Origin of the sequence: Acinetobacter sp. 1566109, assembly GCF_000582255.1 — a bacterium.
Classification (GTDB): Bacteria; Pseudomonadota; Gammaproteobacteria; order Pseudomonadales; family Moraxellaceae; genus Acinetobacter; species Acinetobacter nosocomialis.
This window is the reverse complement of the sequence record NZ_JEYB01000053.1, coordinates 1-24,277: the sequence shown is the minus strand read 5'-3', so window position 1 is coordinate 24,277 and position 24,277 is coordinate 1. Positions and strand designations below refer to the sequence as shown.

At 37.7% G+C, this 24,277-nt stretch carries 17 protein-coding genes and 2 pseudogenes; 7 read left to right on the top strand and 12 right to left on the bottom strand.

Annotation, left to right across the window (positions count from 1 at the left end; genetic code table 11):
• Positions 1-181 (top strand): annotated as a pseudogene (locus J582_RS26245) (IS256 family transposase); the annotation flags it as partial.
• Between the two features lie 95 nt (positions 182-276).
• Here the strand turns inward: J582_RS26245 and J582_RS20720 are convergent.
• The 7 genes from J582_RS20720 to J582_RS20690 form a co-directional block, all read right to left on the bottom strand.
• Positions 277-936 (bottom strand): SOS response-associated peptidase family protein, encoded by a 660-nt coding sequence (locus J582_RS20720; RefSeq protein ID WP_032048498.1) that lies wholly within the window; start codon positions 934-936, stop codon positions 277-279.
• Between the two features lie 107 nt (positions 937-1,043).
• Positions 1,044-2,774, bottom strand: a complete 1,731-nt coding sequence (locus tag J582_RS20715; RefSeq protein WP_032048497.1) for an ABC transporter ATP-binding protein — start codon at positions 2,772-2,774, stop codon at positions 1,044-1,046.
• 12 nt (positions 2,775-2,786) lie between these two features.
• The gene (locus tag J582_RS20710) at positions 2,787-3,929 is read right to left on the bottom strand and encodes an ABC transporter permease (RefSeq protein WP_004887442.1); all 1,143 of its coding nucleotides are present in this window, start codon (positions 3,927-3,929) and stop codon (positions 2,787-2,789) included.
• 7 nt (positions 3,930-3,936) lie between these two features.
• Positions 3,937-4,875 (bottom strand): ABC transporter permease, encoded by a 939-nt coding sequence (locus J582_RS20705; protein ID WP_004709076.1) that lies wholly within the window; start codon positions 4,873-4,875, stop codon positions 3,937-3,939.
• Positions 4,876-4,887: 12 nt separating this feature from the next.
• A complete protein-coding gene (locus J582_RS20700) occupies positions 4,888-6,921 on the bottom strand; it encodes a M3 family metallopeptidase (protein ID WP_081405562.1) in 2,034 nt (677 codons plus the stop codon).
• Positions 6,922-8,745, bottom strand: a complete 1,824-nt coding sequence (locus J582_RS20695; RefSeq protein WP_080746680.1) for an ABC transporter substrate-binding protein — start codon at positions 8,743-8,745, stop codon at positions 6,922-6,924.
• A gap of 15 nt (positions 8,746-8,760) precedes the next feature.
• Entirely contained in the window at positions 8,761-10,551 is a 1,791-nt protein-coding gene (locus J582_RS20690; protein ID WP_006580795.1) for an ABC transporter substrate-binding protein, read from the bottom strand.
• A gap of 776 nt (positions 10,552-11,327) precedes the next feature.
• Between J582_RS20690 and J582_RS20685 the strand changes: the two genes are divergently transcribed.
• From J582_RS20685 to J582_RS20665, 5 genes are all read left to right on the top strand, one after another.
• Positions 11,328-14,015: a TonB-dependent receptor gene (locus J582_RS20685; protein ID WP_017392847.1), complete on the top strand. Its 2,688-nt coding sequence runs from the start codon at positions 11,328-11,330 to the stop codon at positions 14,013-14,015.
• A 110-nt stretch (positions 14,016-14,125) separates the two neighbouring features.
• Complete coding sequence (locus J582_RS20680; RefSeq protein ID WP_002049872.1) at positions 14,126-14,842, top strand: energy transducer TonB; 717 nt, start codon at positions 14,126-14,128, stop codon at positions 14,840-14,842.
• 40 nt (positions 14,843-14,882) lie between these two features.
• Positions 14,883-15,764: a MotA/TolQ/ExbB proton channel family protein gene (locus J582_RS20675; RefSeq protein WP_032048494.1), complete on the top strand. Its 882-nt coding sequence runs from the start codon at positions 14,883-14,885 to the stop codon at positions 15,762-15,764.
• Between the two features lie 15 nt (positions 15,765-15,779).
• A complete protein-coding gene (locus tag J582_RS20670; protein ID WP_004701951.1) occupies positions 15,780-16,202 on the top strand; it encodes an ExbD/TolR family protein in 423 nt (140 codons plus the stop codon).
• A gap of 19 nt (positions 16,203-16,221) precedes the next feature.
• Positions 16,222-16,635: an ExbD/TolR family protein gene (locus J582_RS20665; protein ID WP_032048493.1), complete on the top strand. Its 414-nt coding sequence runs from the start codon at positions 16,222-16,224 to the stop codon at positions 16,633-16,635.
• Between the two features lie 51 nt (positions 16,636-16,686).
• On the opposite strand, the gene J582_RS0105110 is transcribed toward J582_RS20665, so the two are convergent.
• The 4 genes from J582_RS0105110 to J582_RS20650 form a co-directional block, all read right to left on the bottom strand.
• Positions 16,687-17,151 (bottom strand): GNAT family N-acetyltransferase, encoded by a 465-nt coding sequence (locus tag J582_RS0105110; RefSeq protein ID WP_032048492.1) that lies wholly within the window; start codon positions 17,149-17,151, stop codon positions 16,687-16,689.
• A gap of 103 nt (positions 17,152-17,254) precedes the next feature.
• Positions 17,255-19,420, bottom strand: a complete 2,166-nt coding sequence (locus J582_RS20660) for a malate synthase G (RefSeq protein WP_032048491.1) — start codon at positions 19,418-19,420, stop codon at positions 17,255-17,257.
• Positions 19,421-19,790: 370 nt separating this feature from the next.
• Complete coding sequence (zapE, locus tag J582_RS20655) at positions 19,791-20,933, bottom strand: cell division protein ZapE (RefSeq protein ID WP_032048490.1); 1,143 nt, start codon at positions 20,931-20,933, stop codon at positions 19,791-19,793.
• Positions 20,934-21,016: 83 nt separating this feature from the next.
• On the bottom strand, positions 21,017-22,036 hold the full coding sequence (locus J582_RS20650; RefSeq protein ID WP_032048489.1) for an AraC family transcriptional regulator: 1,020 nt from the start codon (positions 22,034-22,036) through the stop codon (positions 21,017-21,019).
• Positions 22,037-22,157: 121 nt separating this feature from the next.
• Here J582_RS20650 and J582_RS20645 point away from each other — a divergent pair, with 121 nt between their 5' ends.
• Complete coding sequence (locus J582_RS20645) at positions 22,158-23,666, top strand: flavin-containing monooxygenase (protein ID WP_155766482.1); 1,509 nt, start codon at positions 22,158-22,160, stop codon at positions 23,664-23,666.
• A 24-nt stretch (positions 23,667-23,690) separates the two neighbouring features.
• Here J582_RS20645 and J582_RS20640 read toward each other — a convergent pair.
• Positions 23,691-24,277, bottom strand: a pseudogene (locus J582_RS20640) (IS256-like element ISAba26 family transposase); the annotation flags it as partial.

The window sequence follows — 24,277 nt, the reverse complement described above, 5'->3', positions numbered from 1 at the left end:
CGTAATACGCCATTCAACGAAGAAAAGGAAAATCTTTTCATCTGATGACTCAGTAAAGAAGGTCATTTACTTAGCAACATCAAATGCTGCGAAGAAATGGACGATGCCAATTCAAAATTGGCGTTTAGCAATGAATTGGTTTACGATTCAGTTCGATGATCGATTAAAAGATCATTTATAAAACATGGAACTTACACAAAATAATTTACAGGCTCTTGACTAAATAACAAAGGTTATTGACTTAAAAATTAAGCCAATAACCTGACTCTACTGTTGTTATTCAAACATACTTAATTGAGGCGTGGGCTTTATAATCTTCTCTTTGGGAACGTGTAAACATTTAAATTCCTCAATAGGAAAACCTTCAATAAAGCTTGAAATATCTGGTGTTTCTAAACTTAACCATTCCTCTAGACGATCATGCGGAATCACAATGACTGATCGTTTGACATCGCCCGGTTCGTGAAAGTCTTTCATCATAGGATGATCAATCGCGTCCATGGTTAACATACTTGCAGAACGGATAATGGTTTCATTCATTTTGCAAATTTCATAAATTGCGGCAATGAAAAAAGCCTGTCCATCTTTACGGCGGACGCCCCATCGCTCAGGTTTATCATTTAAATATTTACTCTCATAAAACTCCGTCACGGGTATTACACCAAACTTACATTTAAGAGCGGCTTCTTGAAAACTCGGTTTTTGGAAAATCGTTTCATGACGGGCGTTATAAGTATGTTTTGCTATATTTGTATCTTCGGCCCATTTAGGAACCAAACCGAACATGACTTCACGCCACTCAAAACCTTGCGGTGATTTGAATAATAGCGGCGTTGTCCCACCCGGATAAACCTCATCGGCATAGCTAAAGCCGACCACAGGCAACTGAAGTTGCTGCAATTGGGCAAGAGTTAAAGGTTTAAAGTTGGCACACATAGCAAGAATAAAATACTGTACTTTTACATCTCTTATTTTATAAGTATTTATTCTATAAACCAAATAAAAAGGCACTCGAAAGTGCCTTTAACGACATAACTTTACGCTTATGAAATGTGTTGAATTCCTTGCGGAATGGCCTGTAATAGTCGTTTAGTGTAGTCATGTTGAGGATGCGCATAAAGCTCATCTGAGTTAGCGATTTCAACAACTTCACCATGATTCATGACCATGACCTGATCAGAAATATATTTCACAACCGATAAGTCATGTGAAATAAAAATATAACTAAGACCAAACTCATCTTGTAAGTCTTGTAATAAGTTAAGTACTTGTGCCTGAACCGACACATCGAGTGCCGAAACAGATTCATCACAAATTAGAATTTCAGGCTTTAGCGTTAAACAACGTGCAATCGCAATTCGTTGGCGTTGACCACCCGAGAACTCATGCGGATATCGATAATAAGCTTGTTCAGGTAAATTCACTCGCTCAAGTAAACCAAGTGCAATTTGCTTACGTTCCGCATCATCTTTACCAATGCCATGAATTTGCATAGGTTCTAATAAAATCTGCCCAATGGTAAAGCGTGGATTTAGCGAAGCATATGGATTTTGGAAAATGATTTGGATCTTCCTTTGATATTTAGCAAATTCTTTTTCAGTTAATGACAGAATATCTTTACCCTCAATGAAAGCTTCCCCACCCGATGCTTCATGTAAACGCATAAGCAACAAGCCCACAGTGGTTTTACCTGAGCCAGACTCTCCCACTAAACCAAGCGTTTTACCTTTAGCAAGTTTAAAAGAAACGCCTTTTACTGCTTGAAATTCTTCTTTTCCAAATAACCCTTTACGGCTATAAAAGCTTTTTTTCAGATCTTTTACTTCTAAAATAATTTGCTCATCGCCATTTAAACCACGTTTACGCTGTGGAATTTCTGAAACATCAAAACTTTGCTCTACCAATATATTGTCTTCTTGTCGCATAAAATCGCTGGTCACAGGCAAACGATAAGGTCGCTGTGACATTTGAGGACGACAATAGAGCAATGCTCGGGTATATACATCTTTAGGTTGCTCTAGAACTTGTTCTGCAAGTCCCTGCTCTCTAATTTCACCATGACGCATCACAATGACTTGATCTGCAATTTCACCCACTAAAGCCAAATCATGCGTAATAAAGAGCATCGACATTTGACGGCGCTGGCGCAACGATTCGAGTAAATCAATAATTTGTTTTTGAATGGTGACATCAAGTGCCGTAGTCGGTTCATCGGCTATTAGTAGCTTAGGTTCACAAGCAATCGCCATTGCAATCATGACACGTTGCTGTTGACCACCAGACAGTTGGTTAGGATAAGCATCAATCTTAGTTTCCGGTGAAGGTATCCCGACCTCTTTAAGTAACTCTAAAACACGCTGACGGGCCTGTTTACGACTCATACCCATGTGTAAACCCAACACTTCTGCGATTTGATTACCTACCGTAAAAACGGGATTTAATGATGACATCGGTTCCTGAAAAATCATGGCAATATCTTTACCACAGATTTTTCGCATATCTTTACGGGATAAGCGGAGTAAATCTTGACCTTCAAAAACAATCTTACTTTTTTCATCAATTTTACTTTGGCCTACAGATAGTAAACCCATGGTTGCCAAAGAAGTAACCGATTTACCACTACCTGACTCACCAACTAAAGCAACAGTCGTATTTGCTGGAATATCAAAGGAGATTCCTTTAACAGTTTCGATATACTGCTTGTCTTCACCTTTAAAACTTACACGTAAGTTTTCAATGTGAAGTAATGGGACATTTTTTTGTTGTTCTGACATTAGCGTTTCCTCTTATTTTAGTTTTGGATCTAATGCATCACGCAGTGCATCAGTAAACATTGAAAATGCCGTAACCAAAACAGCCATTGCGACAGAGGCTGCGACAAGCTGCCACCATTTTCCTAAAAGAAGTTCACTTTGAGCTTCATTTAACATACTGCCCCAAGACACTACACCCACTGGTACACCAAATCCCAAGAAACTTAAAATAACTTCCGATTTAATAAAGGAAACCACCAAAATCGACATTTGAACCAAGGCGATATGGCTGACATTAGGAAAAATATGAATAAACATACGGCGAAAATGTCCAACACCAATTGCCTTGGCCGCCAGAACATATTCACGTGAGGTATGTTTCATATACTCCGCACGAATTAAACGGTAAACACCAGTCCAACCCGTTAAACCTAAAATCAAAACAATAGATAAAATGCCCTTTTGTTGCAGTACGGCAGCTATCGCAAGAACTAATAATAAATATGGAATGGAAGTAAAAATGTTATAAAACCAGTTAAGGATGTCATCTACCCAACCACCAAAGTAGCCTGAAATTGCCCCTAATAATGTGCCTAAGGTCACTGCGAGTAATGCAGAAACTAGCCCTACAATAATTGAAGTTTCAGCACCTTTAATGGTTTTTTTAAGAACATCTTGCCCCCATTTGTCGGCCCCAAATATAAGCGTACTTTTTAGTTCACTTTGCTGATCGAGTAAGTGTCCACCTAGTTGCTGATCAATTGCTTTCATATCATCAGCTAGCGGGTCAACTACACCATAATAATCAATTGCACTTCCAGAGGTCTTTTCTTGTTTAATTTCAGCCTTGAGTTGGTGAATGACATCTTTTAAAGGATCGACTGGATTTTCCGGTAACTCTTCATCTACAGCAGCTGTCTTTTGCAAAGCTTCATTTGTTTTATCTGCACCTATAAATGTAGGAGGTGCATAACTGACAGCAACTTCTTTATTCCAGTCTGATGCAATCACACCAGTAAATGATAGTAGCAATACGACCAGATAGAACAGCACAACAATGAGCGATGCAATTGCAATTTTGTCAGCCCGAAGACGGCGCATTGCAAGGCGCCATAAACCCGCTGAAGCTGGAGCTGTCTGGGTTTGTAACTTTCTTTTTGTTAGAACACTTAGCATAACCCACCTACTTCAACTGTACACGTGGATCAACCACTTTGTAGACCAAATCGGCAATCAAGTTAAAAATCATGGTTGCAGCTGCGATATACACTGTAATTGCTTTAATCACAGGAAAATCACTTCGCTCAACCGCGATAATTACTTCTCGACCAATACCGGGAATACCAAAAAAACGTTCAATTAAAAATGCACCTATGAGCAATGCAGGTAAAGTCGCCATCACATCGGTAATAATCGGAATTGAGGCATTACGTAAAACATGCACACCTAAAATTCGGCTTTCCCCTACACCTTTAGCCCTTGCCGTTCTAACATAATCTTGATTAATCTCATCAAGCACAAAACTACGGTATAAACGTAAAGTAGGTGCAATACTCACCACCAACATAATTAGAATTGGAAGTAAGGCAAACTTAAATAAATTATCGGTAAAGTTATCGCTCCAGCCCTGCACTGGAAACCAACTTAACTGATATGCCAAAACATATTGAAAAACAATAATATAAACCAAGATACTGATCGACATACCAATGGTACATAACATCATGACCATACGATCTGTTAAAGAACCACGTACTGCCGATACAGCTAGAGCCAAGCCAATTGAAATAACGGTTTGTAAAATAGTGAGTGGAATTAGGAGCGTTAATGAAGGCCCTAAGCGAGTTAAAATAATTTGTGAAACAGGTTCCCCCGTACTCCAACTTGCGCCATAGTCAAAAGTGAGAATCTGCTTAATAAAAATCCAGAGCTGAACGTAATAAGGCTGATCGACACCTAGTTGTTTACGAATGTTCTCAATCTGCTCAGGATTAGACATCTTACCTGCCAGAATATAGGCCGGATCTCCACCCACCCAGTTAAAAAGAATAAAGATAAACAGTACTACTCCCAACATGGTTGGAATCATCTGCCATAAACGCCGAATAACATATGCCAGCATAGTGATAATTCCTTATTTAACCCGTTGTCCGGTAATTTCATTAAAGAATGCTTTATTGTCAGGATCACGACCAAGGAAATCTTTAACCAATTCAGCTGCCGGTTTTTGGCTACCTTGCGATAAAATGGTCTGGCGATAACGTTGTCCGACTTGTGGGTTATTCAGGTTGTCACCATAAGCAGAAAGCATGTCTAAAGCTAAAACCTCAGACCACATATAACCGTAGTAACCTGCTTGATAGCCACCCATTAAGTGTCCAAACTGTCCAGGAAACTCTGTTGTTGGTACATATCCCAAGGCTGTAGCTGCTTCCATTTTTTGCCAAGTTTCTAAAGGCTTTACTTTTAAGGCATCGGCCGTATGAAGCGCCATATCGTACTGTGCATAAAGCGTCTGACGTGCATAACGTAAACCGCGCCCATAGTTATGTACTGCTTTTAAACGGGCAATTAATTCGTCATCAACACGTGGGCATGCTGGATCACAGTAATCAGCCACTTTAGATAAGGTTTCTTTACGTCGTGCCCACTCTTCATACATTTGAGATGGTGCTTCTACAAAGTCACGCTCTACAGATGTTCCAGACTGACTTGCATAGCGGGTATTAGATAAAATGCCATGCAAGGCATGACCAAATTCATGCACAAAAGTTTCGAGCTCATCACTATTTAAACCTTTACGGTTAAAGTTTGTGACGAGTGCTGAAACCGGTAAGCGGTTGGTTAAAGTGCTACCACCATATACTCCCCAAACAGCGGCATGGCCATATTTCCCTTCTCGAGGGAATTTATCCATATATAAGCCACCAAGGAGTTTTCCTGTCTTTTTATCGACTACATCGTAATTTTCAACTTCGCTCTGCCATGCTTTCATTTTGACAGGTTTAAAATCAATACCATAAAGGTCAGATGAAATAGCAAATAACCATTTTTGTGCTGCTAAAGTCGGGAAATAATCACGAAGCTTTTCCTGATCAATTTGATATTTGCTCTTACGAAGTTTTTCACTCCAGTAAGCTTCACTCCAACGTGTGATCTCGGTTTTATCTAATGGTGTTTTTAAAGTTTGTGCTTTAAATGCTCGGAGCTCTTCTACTTCTTTGCGCTCAAGTGGTGCGACCGTTTTCTGTACTTCTGCCAAAAACTGATTTACAGCTTCGGGCGTTTTTGCCATACGGTCTTTTAACACCCAATCTGCATAACTTGCTTTTCCAAATAACTGCGCAAGCTCATAACGTAAATCTACTGCCTGTTTGAGTAGTTTTAAGTTTTGTTCAGTACCACGTCGTGTAAAGGCAATCTGGTATCTTTTTCTGGCATCATCATTATCAGCCAATTCCATAAATGGACGATATTCCGGATACTCAAAACCTAAAAGATAGTTACCCTTGGCATTTTTCTTTAACCCTGAAATATAACTTTCTGGCAGCCCTTTCATTTCTTCAGGCGTAAATTCAAGTTTTTCAGGGTTATCACGAATATTGCGGTTATATTCTTGTTCGAGTTTAGTCAACTCATCCAGAATGGCTTTCATTCTTGCACGTTTTGCTGGTTCTAATTGAACCCCTGTGTCTTCAAACTGATCCAGAATATCCTGACGGTATTTCTGATCTATCGGATCAGTTGCTTTTGTATTTTTAATTACGTTATACAGTTTTGAGTTTTGGAATATATCAGTATGAAATTGATTAATTTTGATCTCACAATCTTCTGCTGCTTTACGTAATTTCGCATCTGGATCTACATTACTATATAAATCTATGGGCCCTGAAAAATCTTCAAGATGAGCAAAAATTTTATCCCACTTTGCTAATATTGGAGCTGCGGCAGCATCAGTTTTAACAGGTGTTTTTTCAAAGTTTGAAATCTCTTGCTGGATTTTTTTTAAATTAGAATCGCACCATGCTGGGAGTTGTTCTGCCTTAAGTAATGGTAAGGTTGCGCGTGTGGTCTCTGCCGATGCAAACTGACTTATACCTATCGTCAACATACATAAACTAGTCATTTTCAGTGTGTTATTTTTCATCGTATCTCCAATTTTTTTCATTTAATGATTAGATTTCGTATTTGTATCAATATCGAAGTATATCCATTCAGCATGTAAAATCGGATGCTTCTTATATCCAATGATTCGTGGTTGAGCCAACATATTTCTATAACGTGCATACAAGACTTGCACTGGCATATAAACTTCTAATAAACGTGTCATTTTTCGATAAATCACGTCTCGTTCCGGGCCTGGCTTAACCTGTTGAGACCGACGGTATAATTGATCAAACTCCGGTATTGAACCGCAAGACCAGTTGGTCATATGGGTATTCGGACCATAAAAATTCTGCATAAAATTATCCCCATCCGGATAATCGGCTATCCATGCAGAGGAGCCAAACATTCCGTCACACTGTTTTTGTGCCCGAATGAGGTCTGAAAAGAGCATTGGCTTGTACACCATACGGATATTCAAACTGTCAAAGTTCTTTTTCCAAAGCTCAGCGCTTTGCTGACCAATACTGTCATTACGCGCCATATATTCAATGACCAGAGGCTTACCATTTGGTTGTGTACGCCATCCTGATGCATCTTTTTTGTAGTTATATTTATCTAATAATAAATTTGCTGCTTTAACCGAATATGGGGTACTGCTTCTATATTGAGGTTCGGCTCCTACTACACCTGGTGGAACTGGAAAATGTAGACGCTCTGCATCACCGTTACGCACTAACTTAATTTCTTGATCTATTGAACGGGACATTGCAATTGCACGGCGTAAAGCGATTTTTTCTTTACTCATTCCTCCAACTACAGGATTTTTAAGATTCCAATAGTTATAACTAATTTCTGGATCGACGATACGTGATAATTGCACGCCTTCTTTTGCAAGCTCGGGTCTTAATTTACCGTCTTTAATGGCTTTCGAGACTAATTGCCCTTCGAGCTGAATGATATCAACTTCACCACGCTGAAATGCCAACCATCTTGACTGGTTTTCCTCCATCACCTGAATATCAATTGTACCAATTTGAGGCATTTGTTTGCCCTTAAGATGCTTCACAATAGCTTGGTCTTCAGGGCTACTGGCGACAAAATTCCAAGTAAAGCCACGATAATCAGGATTCGCTTTTAAAACTATGCGCGAAGCAGGCACCCATTTACTGAGCATATAAGGACCTGTTCCTACTGGATGCCCCATAACAAAGCCCGCTTTATCTTTATATTTTTCGATAACTTCACGTGCTACAGCCCCTGTAGGGTCATGTGCCAGTAATAAAGGAAAGTTATAATCAGGTTTCATTAATCGAATAACCAAGGTGTACTTATCAGGGGTCTGCAAACCACTCACACTTTGATCATAATTAAATTTTCCTGTTTTATTAGCTGATTGTACTAAGGCATCCATACCTTCAATTTTGTTTTCCAGCAACCAGCTATTTGGTGAACGTAAAGTTGGGTCCAATAACCGCTTAAAAGAGTATGCATAATCATAAGCCGTTAACTCTCTAGGTTTGCCTTTAAAAACAGGGTCTGGCGTAAAATAAATACCTTTTTTAATATGAATAGTATAAGTCAGACCATCTGCACTCACTTCAGGCATAGCAGTTGCGATTTGAGGAATAAGCTTTGCTGGCCTTGCTAAATAGTCATAGGTATATAAAGTTTCAAATATCGAAGTAGTTACATGCGCCGAATATAAATCATGGATATACGCTGGGTCGAAACCTGTTTCAGCTGTCGGGAACGTATAATGTAAAATTTTATTCGGATCGGCTGGACTTTTGGCAAAAATAGTCGTGTTCCCCGTTAATGCCATTCCGGCAAATAATAGGCCTACACTACAGTGCTTGAGCTTTAGTCTTAAATTTTCAGTCATGATGATCTTTATCTAAAATTATTTTTTAACGGGGGTAATATCAAGATATTGCCAGCTTGTATTTATCATCGGGTGAGGTTTAAAACCCTGAACTTGTGGCCGTATCAACCAATTGCGAATTCGAGTTACATGAATGATCCAAGGATTGTCTGCTTCAATCTGGCGATTAAGCTTTTCATAATATGGTAGACGTTGTTGCGGTGGTAAATGAATGGCCTGAGTATAAAGAGCATCATATGTTTTAGACTGATAACAGGCATGGTTTCCCTGCCCAGCATTTGGTCCATATAGTAATTGTGCAAAATTATCTCCTTCGGGATAGTCAGCAATCCATGCCCCACTCCAGATCATATATTTACATTGTGTCGCGGCTTTTAAGTTATCTGCAAAATTACTTACTTTAAAGTCAGCACGAATGCCAATCGCATCTAAATTTTTTTTCCAGAGTTCGGAAAGAATAACTGCAGCTGAGCTATTTTCATTATTAATTTTTAAAACTAAAGGCTTGCCATTTGGTAAGGTCCGATAGCCATCAGCTCCTTTTTTATAACCATAATAATCAAGTAGTTTATTTGCTAACCGAGGATTATATCCTACGCTACTTTTATACTTTGGGTTATACCCGTTTACACCTTCAGGTATAAACATTTCTGCTCTAACTGCCTGACCTTTATATGCCTGTTTTATGCTTTCTTTTTGGTCATAGGCCAAAGTAATTGCGCGACGAAGTGCAATTTTTTCTGGACTAAAACCACCAATAACCGGATCACGCATATTCATCATGGTATAGGTCATTTCAGGTTCTTTATATGGAAAGTGTTTAATTCCTTTTTTTTGAAAAGAAGCTTTAAGTTGATTGCCATCTAACGCTTGAGGAACGGCATCTGCCGTAAGTTTGTCAAAATCTAATTGACCCGATTGAAAGGCTAACCATCTTGATTGTTGTTCTTCTATAATGCTCACTACAACTTTGCCAATTTGTGGCATTTTCTTTCCAGACATTTCTTTAACAAGCTGGTTATCCCACGGTGTTCCAGTTGACTTAAAATTCCAGACAAAACCACGATAATCAGGATTGGCAACCAACTCGACCTTACTTCTTGGAACATATTTACTTAACATATACGGTCCGGTACCCACTGGATGCATACCAATACGATCACCGTAATAGTCAACAACCTCTTTAGCAACGGCCCCAAAAGCAATATAAGCAAGAATATAAGGAAAATTATAGTCTTGGCGAGTTAACGTAAATTGGAGAGTATATCGATCAGTCGCTTTAAGCCCTGCAATTGGCGCGGCATAATCAAACTTTCCAGTTTTCTTTGCTTGAGCTACCACTGCATCGGCACCCAGCAATTTTCCATCCAGAAAAGAAACAGAAGGTGCTCGATTTTTAGGGTCTAAAATACGCTTAATTGAATAAATATAATCTTCGGCCACTAACTCACGGCGTTTGCCTTTAAAGGCAGGATCATCTGTAAAATAAATCCCTGGCTTAATTTTAAATATATAAACTTTACCGTCTTGCTCAACCTTAGGCATGCTTTCAGCCGTATAAGGAACTAATTGTAATGGACGAGCTAAATAATCATATTTGAGTAGTGGTTCAAAAATAGCTTCAGCAATACTAGCACTATAGAAATTGGTGGTTTTAACCATGTCAAAACCGTCATCTGGTGCTTCATAGGCAACATGCAAAATCTTGTTTGGTTGTGCTGGCGTAATTGCATAAGCACATGGAATTGAAGTAATAGCCAAACTTAAAATGGCGAGCTTAAAAAATTTTAATTTCAAGTTCATATCCACATAACTAATTTTTTTAAAAGATATTAACCTTTTGAGTAACATCTAAATCCGCATAAGAAAAATTCTTTTTTCAGCAGATAGGCCTATTTGGGATTTGGAATTCACTTTCCTTTATCATCTTTTTATTTGATCAAATGGAAAAATAAATTCAAGTACCCAGAGTTTTGTAACTACTGAATATAAAGCGAATTTCATGCCATCTATTGGTATTCATAATAAAATATTTAAGATTATTCGAAATTCATATTTTTATTAGGTACTTAAATCCGTTTGAACTATATAAATAAAAGTTACTTTTTGCCAAATATTATATTTGTATATGTTAATCATTTAACATCTTAAATGCACAAAAAAAATACATTGATGATTCATAATGCATCATATTAATTCATTTGTACCAAATAAAAAATATAAATTTAATTATTTGATATTTAAATAAAATCATGTGAAAAAATCTTACAAAAAATAGTATAACATTACATATAGTAAAGTTCTAAAACGATACATTTTTATTTATTAAGTATGTGAAGTGTCCATTAATGTATATTTTTTATACAAATAAATTTGAAACTTTTAGCCATTATAAAAAAATTTGCCAAATGGAAAATTTATTTTTCATCAAAACAAACAAAGACTCTGTCTTCAAACATAATAAAATCAATATTTATCAGTATTTTGCATAAACTAAAAAAAGAAAAATATATAGTTGGCACTTGCTTTGCTTAAAAGCATTACAGCAATATCGCTAACTACAACAAAAAGGGATCAAGTCCACGATGAAAAAAAAATACAATGTTCGATCTCAGGTAACCCCCAAGATCGGCAAGACAATACTTAAATTAAGTACCCTTAGTTTAAGCATGATGTGTCTTACCATGGCACAAGCAGCAGAAACTGAACAAACAAGTAATGATGACAAACCAGCAAAAGTTGTAAAAGTTGCCGTTACAGGCTCTTCAATCAAAGGGGTTGCTGCACAAAGTGCTTCACCAATTACCGTTGTAAAAGTTGATGAAATTTTAAAACAAGGGGTAACTTCAACTGAAGAAGCATTAGCTAAGATTAGTGCAAACCAATCAAACTTCGTAACTGCTAGCAACGTGGGCGCTAGTAAAACTGTGGGGTCAGCAGCAAACCTAAGAGCTTTAGGGGCAAACAAAACTCTTATTTTACTGAATGGTCGTAGATTAGCTGCCAATGCATACGATAGCGGAGTAACCAATTTAAATATTATTCCACTCGCTATGTTAGACCGTATTGAAGTTTTACGTGATGGTGCTTCTTCCATTTATGGAACAGATGCAATCGGTGGGGTTATCAACTTCATTACTAAAAAGCAGTTTACGGGTCTTAACTTAACTGCTGGGTATCAAAAACCAGAAGAAAAAGGTGGAGATCAACAAGACTACAGCATTTTCGGCGGTTTTGGTGACTTAGAGGAAAATGGCTATAACGTTTTTGGAGTTGTCGATTACCGAAAAGGCGATGATGTCATGGCCCAAGACCGTAAAGTCAGTCGACGTGGAGGCATATTACCTGAATTAGGAATCCATAAAACTAGTAGTGGTTCATTCCCTGCCAATGTTCCTGGGTTAGGCAATCCCTATGCATCTACAGGTTGTGGTAATAACCCTCTAGTAGAGACCGATGGTCAAATTTGTAAATATAATAGCCAAGCAGTAATTGGCATTGTTCCAAAAACTGAAGATATTTCAGCTATGGGCCGAGCTACTTTTAAATTGAGCAATAACTTTAATGCGATTGCAGAATACTTATATGCAAGAAATGAAGTTACAACTTCAGTTGCACCAGATGTATTTTTTGATTTGACCCTTGATCCTAGTAGTAAATATTATCCAGGAAATGGCATAACTCCAGCACTAGCTGGTGTTACGGGGTCTATCCCATTATATCTACGTTCACAATCAGGTAATCGTGTAAGTAATAGTATTAACCAGTCACATAGACTATTTGCCGGTATTGAGGGGGAAACACACGGTTGGGATATTAATTCAGGCGTTACTTATGCACATAGTAGTGCATCGGATGCTGTAGTAAGTGGCTATTTAAACTTTGACAAAACACAAGAAGCTTTAAACAATGGTATTTTAAACCCATTCGGGCCGCAATCCCCTGAAGATGCCAATGTATGGAACCAGTTAGGTGTTGAAGGCAAGTATTTAAAAGCCAACCTAGATACAACTACTGTCGATTTCACAGCAAGTCGACCTATATTTAAATTACCAGCAGGAGATGTTGGATTTGCCATTGGAGCAAGCTATCGTTATGAAGATTGGACTTCAAAAGTCGTTACTGATGTTGCCCGAGTAGCCCCTAGTACTGGCGTTGATCCTGATGAACCAGTAAATAAGGGTGATCGTAATATTAAATCGGTATTTACCGAATTTCATATCCCTCTCCATAAAACTTTAGAGGCTCAAATCGCTGCTCGTTATGATGATTATAGTGACTTTGGCGATACATTTAATCCAAAATTTGCACTTCGTTGGGAACCTATTAAACAATTAATGTTCCGTACCACTTATAGTACAGGTTTCAGAGCTCCAACACTTTGGGAAGTAAATGGACCAAACTCAGTAACCAATACCGGTGGATACTATTATGATCCCGTACTTTGTCCTGGGAATGTCTTAAAACCAGGTGGTGTAAGAGAACGTGATTGTAATATGCAATTTGATAGACAAAATGGGGGAAATAAAACTTTAGATCCGGAAGAGTCAAAGTCTTTTACTGCTGGCTTAGTATTTGAACCAATTAAAAATTTAGCCTTTACTCTCGACTATTTCAATATTGAAGTAGACAAGCAAATTGCTACACTTTCGGAAACTGCTATTTTTGATGACCCAGTGAAATATGCAGACAAATTTGTACGTAATGCTGATGGCTCATTAGATTATATTATTACAACACAACAAAATTTAGGCGGCATTAAAACATCTGGTTTTGATGTGGGCTTAAGTTGGGTTTCTCCAATGACTGCTACGGGTCGATTTGGTTTCAATATTGATGGTACATATATCACTGACTACAAATATCAAGCAGAACCAGATGGTGACTGGAAAGGTGTTGCAGGCACTTATAGTGGCCTAGACTACCAGGCTATTATTCTTCGCTGGAAACATACAGCCAACCTGAACTGGAACTATGAGAATTGGGCTTTAAACCTACAACAAAATTTTTCACGTGGCTATGAAGATCAGAATTCAAGTTCTACTGTTAAGGCAGGTTATCGAAATCACAAAGTGAGCGACTATACAACCTACAATATTTCAGGCACATATAAAGGCTTTAAAAATCTAGAAGTTACGGCGGGTATTAAGAATATTTTTGATGAAGACCCTCCTGCTTCAAATGTTGGTGACAACTTCCAAATGGGATATGACCCACGTTACGCAGATCCTTTAGGACGTACTTACTTTGTACGAGGTACATATAAGTTCTAAATTGTTGTTCTGCAAATATAACTCTCAAAAGTTAGTTTGCAGAACAAATACTCATTCTTAGCCAAACAGTCATTTTAAAAAATTGTTTGTCTACAGTTTCAGGAGTAACTATGGGCATGACTTTTACAGACATAGAAAATAAATCTGCCAAACGCCTTATTGGTATTGCCGCAGTACTTTTTCTGCATCTTCTTGTTGCCTATATTCTGATGTCAGGTTTAGCAAACAATATTCAAAAACCAGCAGAAAAACCTGTGGAATTACAAATTATTCAGGATATTAAACCGCCTCCTCCACCAAAACCGGAGGAGCCAAAACCTAAGGAAAAACCACCGGAGCCGCCAAAAATGGTCGAAAAGGTTGCCAAGGTTCCTGAGCCGCCTAAACAGGTAGAAAAAGTAACGACACCGGTACAAAAAACTACTCCGGTAGCTCAACCGACTAAAGTCGCTACTCCAGCTCCTGCTGCACCTAGTACTCTTTCTCCGAGCCCTGTTGCTGCACCCGCTCCAGTGGCGGCTGCTGCACCAGCACCTAAACCAACTGGCGTGACTCGTGGCGTTTCAGAAGGTTCCGCAGGTTGTGAAAAACCGGAATATCCTCGCGAAGCACTGATGAATGAAGAACAAGGTACGGTACGTATACGTGTTTTAGTTGATACATCCGGCAAAGTTATTGATGCCAAAGTGAAAAAATCGAGTGGCAGTAAAACCTTAGACAAAGCGGCAACTAAAGCTTACAGCTTATGTACATTCAAACCAGCAATGAAAGATGGCGTGCCTCAGCAGGACTGGTATGAAATTGAATATCCATTCGTAATTGAATAAACAATTGAATTAGTAAGAAATTAAAAATATTGGAGATAATATGATGAAAAAATCAACTCAACCACTCGTACGTTTCGCTTCTGCAAGTTTAATCGCAGCATGCTCATTGCTCCCATTAAGTACAGTTTTTGCAGAAGAAACGAGCAATGCTCCTGTTGCAACCGCAACTACAGAAGCAACATCAAACGTAAATACACCGACTCCACCTCCAAAGCCTGCAACCAGTGAAACTGTTAAAAACCCTTATGGTCTGGAAGCTCTTTGGCGTGAAGGTGATTTAGTTGCTAAGTCTACCCTATTTATACTCGTACTGATGTCTATTGGTACGTGGTACATCATTGTCTCTAAATTCTTACAACAAGCAAAAGTAAAACGCCAAGGTAAAGAGGCAGAAAAAAGTTTTTGGGAGGCTACTTCTCTAGATAATGCTGCTGATGGTTTAGAACAAAGTAGCGCATATCGTTTTATTGCGGAAAAAGGTATTAACTCAACTAAGTCACACGGCGGTTCTTTACTAGAACGTATTGACTTCAATACTTGGGTGAGCATTTCAATACAACGTGCAATTGAAAAAGTACAAAACCATTTAGGTGGCGGTTTAGCCTTTTTAGCAACGGTTGGATCTACTGCACCTTTCGTAGGCCTATTTGGAACAGTCTGGGGAATCTATCACGCGTTAACAGCTATCGGGATTTCAGGTCAGGCGTCTATTGATAAAGTTGCAGGGCCTGTCGGTGAAGCTCTGATTATGACAGCTATTGGTCTTGCAGTCGCAGTACCGGCTGTACTTGGTTACAACTGGTTGACTCGACGCAATAAAGCAGTAATGGAAAACGTCCGTTCGTTTGGTTCAGATTTACATGCAGTTTTATTAAGCGGTGAAATTAATACCAATAATTCAGTTAACCGCAGCATTAAATAATAAGGAGCAAACATTATGGGTATGAGTGTTGGTTCTGAAGATGAAGACGAAATGATTGGAACAATTAACACGACGCCTCTAGTTGATGTCATGTTGGTTTTACTTATTATTTTTCTGATTACTATTCCGGTAGTTACTCATACAGTTCCGGTGAAACTGCCAGAAGAAAAAAATACGCCGTACGCAACTACCCCTGAAAATATTCAACTTTCAGTGAATAAGAAAGGAGATATTTTCTGGAACGAAAGTTATGTACCTAATAAAGAAATATTGTTAGCAAAATTACAGGCTGTGGCACAAAAAAGACCACAGCCGGAGGTACATATTCGAGGAGATCAGCTTACTCATTTTGAGGCGATAGATCAGGTCATTAGCACGACCAAACAAGCTGGTATTGGCAAAATTGCCTTTGTTACTACCCCTCCAGCCTCCCCATAACTATTTAAAGGAGAATCTTATGGGTATGAATGTCGGTTCAAATAATGATGACGATGTGATGTTGGAAGTCAACATGACACCACTTATTGATGTCATGCTGGTACTCATTATTATGTTTATTATTACTATACCTGCACCAAACAATGCGATTAATATTAATTTGCCAAATGGCACACCGCCACCAACAAATGAAAAGCCACCTGAAGTCATTGATGTAAGAATCGATGCAGCAGGCAAAGTATTTTGGAATAACCAAGCGGTTTCTGACCGAAAGGCACTAGAGACTTTATTTCAAGGTGTTGTTGCTAAAAAAGATCAAGACCAGATCAAACTTAAACCAGACCAGATGGCTGAATATAAAAATGTAGCGATGGTTATGGCTACAGCACAGCGTTTAGGTGTTACTAAAATTGGAATTGTAAGTAGCAACTAGTATTTCTTTTAATTTATATAGCTCCATTATCTCCAACGCTAACTTGAATTTTCAGTTAGCGTTTTTTTGAAGCGAAATATTCAACTCTAAAATAATATCACCGCATTCATCACATTCTCCAGTTTCTATAAAACCCAATTTTTTATAAAGTTTTCCAACCACATAATTCGATGGCTTATACATCGTTCGTATGCGTTTCGCCCCTTTAGTAAATATTTCATCAATTGCTATTTGCAACGCTGTGGTACCATAACCTTTAGCTTGGTTACCTTTGCTAATCATAAATCGAAACAACCAGAATAATGTCTTATCAGGAGGATCAATTTCCACACAATACATTAGGAACCCAACGACTTCCTCATTAAAACAGATCACTCTTGGACAGTAATGTTCTTCCACTTTAGACTCAGCAATAGAATATACATTTGGTGCAACATAGTCCTTTTGAGAATCATCTAATGATAATTTTGCGCATAGAAGCCAATTCTCACGATCGAGATTTTTTAAGTTAATCAAACTTGAAATCCTTTATTTATAAATTCACACCTTATCTGTAAGCACAAAATATACCGAAAATAAAAAAAGCCTCCGAAGAGGCTTTTTTTATAACAGGTTTAAATTAGTCACCTGTATAACCTTTTAATTTTAAGCGAGCAGCGTGTAGTAACGGTTCAGTATAACCTGAAGGCTGTTCACAACCTTTAAAGATAAGGTCTGAAGCTGCTTGGAAAGCAATATTTGTTTCAAAGTTAGCTGCCATTGGTTTATACAATGGGTCATTCGCATTTTGCTCATCAACAATTTTTGCCATGCGTTTAAGCACTTCTTCAACTTGTTCACGAGTCACAATACCGTGACGTAACCAGTTCGCAACGTGTTGAGAAGAAATACGTAATGTTGCACGGTCTTCCATTAAACCCACGTTGTTAATATCAGGAACTTTTGAACAACCTACACCTAAGTCAACCCAACGAACAACATAACCTAAAATACCTTGGCAGTTATTTTCAAGCTCATTGTTGATCTCTTCTGCTGACCAGTTTGTATCAGGTGCAAATGGAGGTGTTAACAAGTCGTCTAATGACAGCATTTCTTCAGCTTTTAGCTGATCTTGACGTGCTTTTACATTTACTTGATGGTAATGCATCGCATGAAGTACAGCACCAGTTGGTGATGGAACCCAAGCACATGAAGCACCAGCATTTGGATGAGCAGCTTTAGTTGCCAACATATCTTTCATGCTGTCTGGTTTTGGCCACATACCTTTACCAATTTGAGCTTTACCTTGTAAACCACATTTCAAGCCAATTGCAACGTTACGATTTTCATAAGCAGCAATCCATTTTTGTGTTTTAACAGCTTCTTTACGAACAACTGGTGCAGCTTCCATAGAAGTATGGATTTCATCACCTGTACGGTCCATGAAACCAGTGTTGATAAAGATAGTGCGATCTTTAGCAGCAGCAATACAGTTTTTCAAGTTTACAGATGTACGGCGTTCTTCATCCATAATACCGATTTTTAGAGACTTCGCTGGTAAACCTAGTGCTTGCTCAGCACGTTCAAATAACTCTACAGCAAATGCAACTTCTTCAGGACCATGCATTTTTGGTTTAACAATATACATAGACCCTTTACGAGAGTTTTTATTTTCGTTCGTACTACGGATATCAGCAACTGATAACAATGGAGTTACCAATGCATCCATAATACCTTCGTAAATTTCTTCACCATCTACTAAAATCGCTGGATTCGTCATTAAGTGACCTACGTTACGAAGTAACATAAGTGAACGACCATGAAGTTTTGTTGTTCCACCAATTAAGTTTTTAATCTCGCGGTCTTTGCTTAACGCACGAACAATTGTTTTACCATTCTTTTCGATAGATTCTTGAAGTGTACCCTTCATTAAACCTAACCAGTTACGGTAACCTTCAACTTTTTCTTCTGCATCTACAGCTGCAACTGAGTCTTCAAGATCTTGAATTGTTGTAACCGCCGCTTCGAGTGTTAAATCTTTAACACCTGCTAAATCAGTTTGACCAATTGGGCTATTCGCATCAATTTCAATAATGACATGCAAGCCATTACTTAAAAGTACAACTTCTGAAGGATTTGCTTCTTCACCATTAAAACCAACGAACTGAGCTTCATGAGCTAAACCTGTTTTAGTACCATCTTTTAAAGTCACAACAAGTTTGTTTTGCTCAATTGCATATTTGGTTGCATCAGCATGTGAACCTTGTGCAAGTGGGAAAATTTCATTTAAGAAATTTTTAGCAAACTCAATTACTTTAGCGCCGCGCACAGGGTTATATCCCTTCCCTTTTTCAGCACCACCTTCTTCTGAAATTACGTCAAAGCCGTAAAGTGCATCATATAAAGAACCCCAACGTGCATTTGCTGCATTTAAGCAATAACGTGCATTACGTACAGGCACTACTAACTGCGGACCTGCTAGTAATGCAATTTCTTCGTCTACATTTTCAGTTGTAATCTGGAAATCTTCAACTTCTGGTAATAAATAACCAATTTCAGTTAAAAACGCTTTATAAGCACTTAATTCAAATTTGTTATTACGGTGCCATTCATCAATTTTTGCTTGTAATTCATCACGCTTAGCCAATAATGCTTTATTTTTTGGGCTAAGATCGACAACAACTTGCTCAAAGTTCTTCCAGTAAGTTTCACTATCTAAACCAGAACCTGGTAAAGCTTCATTTTCGATAAAATCGTAAAGTTCTTTAGCAATCGCTAACTTGCCTTTTTGAATACGTGCAGTCATTGTCTTTCCTGAAGTTGCTACTTTTTATACCAAGAGAAACCTAGTATACCGATTTAAATTAAGCTGAATACTAATATCACATTCCTAAATAGTAAGCATTTTCCCTTGCAAAACTATTGACAAAGATAAATTTTTCTATATAGGAAAATATTAAAATTCTAACTAGGTTTCCCAACAATTTATTCAATATTGAAAGATACTGAAACTAGACTTTTTGTTAACATACAAAAAGTTTCACTATCTTATTTTTTCTAAAGCGTATTTAGTTATATCAAACTTTGCACAATGAAAAAGTATTATTTAGCTAAATTTATCTATTTTTGTTGTAAAAAAAGCGCCCTATTTAGAGCGCTCTTTTATATCTTATTTCTTAAGAAGTTTTAGTAGCATCAATATGACGATGCTCAGAATGCAAATACTCATCTGATTGCATTTCTAACAAACGAGAACGAGTACGCTCAATTTCAAAAGCCAATTTCTCGCCTTGATAGATATCAATAATGCTGTCTTGAGAAGTTAAAAGTAACTTCACGCCACGATCATAAAATTCATCGACTAGATAAATAAAACGACGTGTACCTTCTGACAAGAAGTCAGTTAAGTGTGGAACATTACTCACCAGAACCGTATTATAAATATTGGCAATTTCAATAAAGTCTGCAGGACTACGCGGCTTTAAACAAAGTTCAGAGAACTCACACCATAAAACATCTTCTGTGTGACCTAACGTTTCAACAACACGGTTATTGATCACAATCGGCTCATGAGAATTCGTTTGAGTATGAGTTAAAGCTGTATAACGCTCTGATATCCAGTTTTGAGCTTCATTGCCCAGTGGTGATTTAAACAATTGAGCTTGTTTTAAAACACGTAAACGATAATCCACACCTGCGTCTACATTTAAAACGACACAGTTCTTTTTAACCATTTCAATTGTAGGAATAAAACGATCACGGTGAATTCCGTTTTTATACAACCCGTCTGGTGCAATGTTTGAAGTTGCAATGAGCGTCACACCACGAACAAATAACTTCTGGAATAAATCACTCAAGATCATTGCATCTGTTACGTTTGAAACGAAAAACTCATCGAAACAAATAACAACAGCATCTTTATAAATTTGATCAGCCACGATATCGAGTGGATTACGTTGACCAGAAAGTTTATTTAACTCTTTATGAACGTGTTGCATAAAGTGATGGAAATGCATACGTGTCTTACGGCGAAATGGTACAGACTCGTAAAATTGATCCATAAGCCAAGTTTTGCCACGCCCTACACCGCCCCACATATATACACCCTTTGGTGAGGTTTGACGGCGGAAACGACGGAAAGCTTTTTTAGAGGCTTTATAACGATTTAAAAGTTCTTTCCATACACGATCTAATTCTTGCACTGCCTGTGCTTGTGCTTCATCTGCCATAAACTGGCCTGAAGCCAATGCCTCAGCATAGCGCTCTGCTGGGGAAGAAGGGGTAAATGCAGTATTATGAGAAGATTTTAAATTTAACATATCATTTTATTTCAATTTTAACTGAAGAGAGTATAGCGAACATTTTGTCCGACCACATTAGCTTTTAGCATCAAGAGTTATGCTCAGTAAAACTCCTTTCCATATTGCCGAGGACTCTGCCCAAACCATCTTTTAAATGCATGATTAAAAGCTGCAGGTTCAGAATAGCCAAGCGATTCAGCAATAACCTCTATTGAATATTCTTTATATTCCATAAGTTTAAGCGCCTTATTCTTAATAATCTGTTCACGAATTTGTTTATAACTCGTATTAAGCTGCTGCAATTGATGCCTTAATGTCCTTTCAGGCATTTTTAAAGCAAAAGCGGTTTCCGCCATGCTCGGGATAATTCCTTGTTGTAGCTCTAGATAATCTTGCACATATTGAATAATGGGTGGTATTTGATGATCTTGCTCATTTAATCGTTTTATTTCTTTAATACATTTAGCTTCATAGATACGATGAGTAATGATATCTGCTGAAGGAATTTTTATTCCAAGCACATTCTTACTTAGGCTAAATGCTGCATGTGTAGAATTAAAATGCAGATCATCTCCATAATATGAGAAATATTGAGCAACGGTATCTGTATTATTTGGTTTGGGAAACGGTACATCTATACGCATATGAGGCATGGTTAAGCCCATCATGGTATAAATATCCTGAATAAACTTGTAAGTCCCCGAAATTTCACATTGGGCACGAAGTAAACCGTTTTCTGTTTTTAAATCAACAGGTAAATAGTTCAAAATAATATGATTTTCAGTTTCTTGTAAGCTCAAAGTACCAAATAAATGAGTAAGTTTTTGATACTTTATACCTTTTTCTAAGGCGGTTTGTATATCTTGACTTGTTACAAGTAGCATTAACAAAGGGCCATAACCTGCTAATGCATAGTGCTGTCCAATGAATAATCCTTTTTCAGGATCAACATTTTCACTAATAATTTGTTGAATATCCCATTCTAAACTGTCATGAATTGTTGAACTGGGGTCCAAGGAATCTACTTTAATACCGATATCTGCCAAACGTGAGTCGACATCAATGCCCGCATTGCGCATTCCTTGAATTAAATAGATTAAACCAAGTGCCGATCGTTTCATTCTTCAATCAATTTCTCTAGACTGAAATGTTTTACTATAAAGAAGTAATAAAATTAATTGCCGAATCTATCAATTTTCACGTCGATACAATCATGTTTAAACTGATCAAAAAACGTTAGGCTTGCCTACAATCCTCTTTACAGCATATGCAGGGTTTACAATGCTCAGTGCAAAACAAAACGCTATTCAAAAAACTAAAATCGCAATTATTGGTGCTGGATTCGGTGGCCTTGCAATGGCTATTCGCCTATTACAGAATCAACAAACAGATTTTCTTATTTTAGAAAAATCTAATGATGTTGGTGGAACATGGCGAGAAAATCGATATCCGGGAGCTGCATGTGATGTCCAGTCACATATGTATTCTTTATCTTTTGCACCTAAAACTGACTGGTCAAAACGTTATGCGGAAGCACCGGAAATTTTTGATTATATTCAAGATATAACCCAAAAATATCAAATTAAAAACTACTGTAAATTTAATCATGAAGTTAATCATGTTCAGTATGATGAAACGCGCCATGTATGGACGTTAGACTTTACAAACCAACCTTCTCTAGAAGCACAATTTGTAGTATTTGCCTCTGGGCCCTTACATATTCCGCAAATCCCTCATATTCGTGGCATCGAAAAGTTTAAAGGTAAAGTCTTTCACTCCTCACAATGGGAACATGACTATGACTTAAACGGAAAGTCAGTCGCATCTATTGGTACAGGTGGTAGTGCGATTCAATATATTCCAGAAATCGCAAAAGATGTTAAGCAACTATATGTCTTTCAAAGAACAGCAGCATGGGTTATTCCACGTGATGAGCGAAAATACTCCAGTTTAAGTAAAGCTCTATTTAAAACATCTAATCTTTATAGACAAATTCATCGTAGTCGCCTTTATTGGAGTAACGAATCACGCGTTGTGCCAATAGTTCAGCCTCAAATCATGAAATATGGACAAAAACTAGCCGAAGCTTTTATACGCTTCCAAGTAAAAGATAAAGAATTAGCTAAAAAACTTACCCCAGACTTTGTGATGGGCTGTAAACGTATTCTTATTTCAAATAAATACTTCCCGACATTTAACCGTAAAAATGTGGAATTAGTGACGGATAGTATTCAAGAAATTAAAGAACACAGCATTATTACAAAAGATGGAAAAGAAAGATCTATCGATTGTTTGATTTATGGGACTGGCTTTATTACAGATCCCCGAATTTACTTAAAAGATTTTACTTGTATTGGTCGTAACCAAGTTGAATTAAAGCAGGCGTGGAAGAACGGTGCAGAAAGTTATTATGGAATAGTGACCAAGAATTTCCCTAACCTATTCCAACTGCTTGGACCAAATACTGTTTTAGGACATAACTCGGTTATTTTTATGATTGAGTCTCAAGTTAATTATATTTTACAACTTGTTGAACTCGTAGATAAATCTGGTCAACAAGCTGTAGAAATTAAACCTGAAGTCCAAGATACTTTCAATGAAGGAATACAGAAACAACTTCAAGGTACCGTATGGCAAGCAGGCGGTTGTAATAGTTGGTATCAGGCTGCCGATGGGAAAAACTTTTCTTTATGGCCAACTTATACTTGGAAGTATTGGTTAGAAACCCGTAAAGTTAACCCGAGCCTGTAAATTATTTTGTGTAAGTTCCATTTTTTATAAATGATCTTTTAATCGATCATCGAACTGAATCGTAAACCAATTCATTGCTAAACGCCAATTTTGAATTGGCATCGTCCATTTCTTCGCAGCATTTGATGTTGCTAAGTAAATGACCTTCTTTACTGAGTCATCAGATGAAAAGATTTTCCTTTTCTTCGTTGAATGGCGTATTACGCTATTCAACGACTCAATCGCATTTGTTGTATAAATTGCATGACGTATTTCGGCTGGATAGCTAAAGATCGTTCGGATATTTTCCCAATTGGCCCGCCAGGATTCTCCAATTTTGGGATACTGGTGATTCCATTGATCACAGAAGATGTCTAGGGACTTTAAAGCATTTTCCTCTGTACTTGCCTGATAAATCGCTTTCAGACCCGACGTAACAGCCTTGTAGTCTTTCCAGCTTACAAATCTCAGGCTATTGCGTACAACATGCACAATACACAGTTGAATATCAGTATGAGGGTAAACAGAGGCTATCGCGTCAGGAAAGCCTTTTAATCCATCTACACAGGCAACAAGAATGTCCTGTACTCCTCGATTTTTTAGCTCTGTCATGACTGACAGCCAGAATTTGG